Source organism: uncultured Oscillibacter sp. (assembly GCF_910587525.1).
GTDB lineage: Bacteria > Bacillota > Clostridia > Oscillospirales > Oscillospiraceae > Oscillibacter.
In genome coordinates, this window is record NZ_CAJULS010000252.1 from 1 (window position 1) to 1,753 (window position 1,753).

A 1,753-nucleotide genomic window follows, 5' to 3' on the forward strand; every position below is an offset into this window, starting at 1 on the left:
GCGTTCTTCGCTTTCTCGATTTTCTCCACTTCGTTCCATAAAACCGCCCTGTCCGCATACTCGGCGGGGGCGTGGTCGGGGAGTAAAATCTCGGTGTGGACTACGCCGCCCTTATGGGTGTAGTCGTGGGTCATTCCGTCAAACTCATCCGGCTATACAATGGCTCACGGGTCAATTACAGCATACTCCCGCAGCTTCTGTAAACCCCCTCCCGGGAAATTTCCCCCATACCGAAACTCCCTCACGAGGAATTCCGCTGATACTCGAAGTACAGTACGGCTCCGTCCACAGAGACGTTCCCCTCCCTGCTCTGCCCCACGGAGATGCTCACACTGTCCAGCAGGCAGCGGTAGGCGCTGCCGCACAGCTGCTCCAGGATATCCCGGGCCGATTCGTAGCTGCGGCTGGTGAAGCTCAGGGAGATGCTCCGCCGGACGATGGACTGCGACGTGTCCACCATACCGAAGGACAGGCTGTAATCCTCAGCACCGGAGAGGATGGTGTGCAGCTCAAACATCACCGGCTGGAGATTGTCGTAATCGGCGATGGCCACCGGCTCCGCGCCGTCCGCGAAGAGGGCCTCCAGCTCCCGCTCCATGCGGCGCTTCTCCTCTACCTTAAGCCGGGCGGCCTCAAGCTCCACCCGGCAGAGTTCCGTCTCGGACAGGGCTGTGTCCCGCCGGGCCGTCATGGGCATGCAAAACAGCATCACATAGCCGCTGACAAGGGCAATCACCGCCAGAAGACCCAGCAGAATCCACTCCCGGACCGTCAGTTTTCTGTTCACTCCCCGCTCCCCTCCTTCTGCAGCTGAATAAACACGCTGGCCTGCACCTGCGCACCGGCGCCCTCCGTGGTGGAGGCCGTGTTGACCCGGGTGGACGCCACAATGGGCGAGGCCTCCAGTGTCCGCACGATCTGTGCGGTCTGAGCCAGCGTAACGCCGGAAAACTGGAGCTGCACCGCGTCGCCACTGACGGAGACGGTGTTCAGCTTCGCCTGGGTCCCCAGTGCGCCGTCCAGCAGGTCCAGCACCTCCATGCGGTCGATGTGGGTCTGCTCCTCCTCTGTGGCGGAGTAAAGGCTGTACTGCTCCCGCACCCGGCCGTAATCCGCCAGCTCCGCCATGACGCCCTCCAGCCGGGTCTGCTCGAGAGTCAAAACCTGCTCCGCGTCCCGGGTCTCCGCCCAGAGGTCATACACCATTACCTTGGCAAGACCCAGCAGGCACGTCAGGACAAAGAGAATATACAGCGCGGCGGTGGCGGGCTTTGTGGTGCGGTCCGGCTTATAGTAGAGGTTCATGGACCGCTTGATCGGGTAGTCCGCTTTTCGTCTGCTCATCTTGTCCCTCCCATGGCCGCTCCTGCGGCGAATACACCGGCCGGCACGTCTCCCGCCGCGCCGGGCAGCAGAGTCTCCGGGTCCAGCAGGGGCAGTCCCACGGTGGATTCGATGGCCTGCCGCAGGACGGGCAGCGCCGTACCACCCCCCACCAGATAGACCCCCTCCAAATTGCTGGAGCGGTATGTAAACTGGTAGAAATTCACCACCTTCAAAATCTCCACCGCGATGCGCTCGCACACCTCCGCCAGAACGGGCAGGGTCTGGACATTCTGGAAGTTAGTGGTCTTATAGGTGTTGGAGAGGAACGCGTCCACTCCCAGTTCATCCCCCACCGCCAGGTCCAGATTCCGGCCGCCCAGGGCGATCTGCCGGGTGGCCTGGACCCGGTCCCGCCAGACCACCGTGA

At 62.5% G+C, this 1,753-nt stretch carries 3 protein-coding genes and 1 pseudogene; all 4 read right to left on the minus strand.

The window, feature by feature from the left end; all coding sequences use genetic code 11:
• Nucleotides 1-149, minus strand: a pseudogene (locus QZ326_RS13160) (MobA/MobL family protein); the annotation flags it as partial.
• A gap of 92 nt (nt 150-241) precedes the next feature.
• Nucleotides 242-787, minus strand: a complete 546-nt coding sequence (locus tag QZ326_RS13165) for a hypothetical protein (protein ID WP_295746094.1) — start codon at nt 785-787, stop codon at nt 242-244.
• Nucleotides 784-1,344, minus strand: coding sequence for a hypothetical protein (locus tag QZ326_RS13170; protein WP_295746096.1), 561 nt, complete (start codon nt 1,342-1,344; stop codon nt 784-786). The genes QZ326_RS13165 and QZ326_RS13170 overlap by 4 nt, the downstream gene beginning before the upstream one ends.
• Nucleotides 1,341-1,753: hypothetical protein (locus QZ326_RS13175; RefSeq protein ID WP_295746099.1), on the minus strand; the 413-nt coding region annotated here is incomplete at its 5' end. The genes QZ326_RS13170 and QZ326_RS13175, both read right to left, overlap by 4 nt.

Bases quoted from the DNA above. Each gene is read 5' to 3' on its own strand.
- QZ326_RS13170 (WP_295746096.1), bottom strand. From the start codon at position 1,344: ATGAGCAGACGAAAAGCGGACTACCCGATCAAGCGGTCCATGAACCTC.